General features: G+C 69.0%; 1 pseudogene. It reads right to left on the bottom strand.

Going from position 1 to position 410, the window contains the following annotated elements:
- Positions 1–274, bottom strand: a pseudogene (locus IMZ11_RS44445) (sugar ABC transporter permease); the annotation flags it as partial.
- Between the last annotated feature and the right edge of the window lie 136 nt (positions 275–410).

The raw sequence follows: 410 nt of genomic DNA, 5'->3' as shown, positions 1-410 counted from the left end.
CGTACGTGGCCGGGATGACGTTGACGCCGATGGTGCGGCCCACGTTGGCCTCGGTGGCGTCGGTGAGTGAGAGGTAGATGCCGCGGACCAGCGGCCAGCCGACCAGGACGCAGGTGACGATGATCACCGGAGCGGTCATCGCCCACGCGTACCAGTGCCGGGTCAGGAACTTACGGAACGACGTGTCGGGCCGCCCGCGGCGGCCGCGGGCGCCGTCGACGCCCGCGGCCGCGACCCTGGCCGTGCCGGAAACACGTCCAGTCGAGACGTTCACAGCTCAGCTCCAGTCCTTCATGATCCCGTGGTACTTCTCGTCGACCTGCGTGAGCATCTCCTCGGGCTTGGTGCCGGAGAGCAGCGCCTGGTAGCCCTCAAGCAGCGGCTGGAAGAGCTGGCCGCCCTCGGGGATC

Source organism: Microtetraspora sp. AC03309 (assembly GCF_020826795.1).
Lineage (GTDB): Bacteria > Actinomycetota > Actinomycetes > Streptosporangiales > Streptosporangiaceae > Microtetraspora > Microtetraspora glauca.
This window is presented reverse-complemented; position numbering and strand designations above follow the sequence as displayed.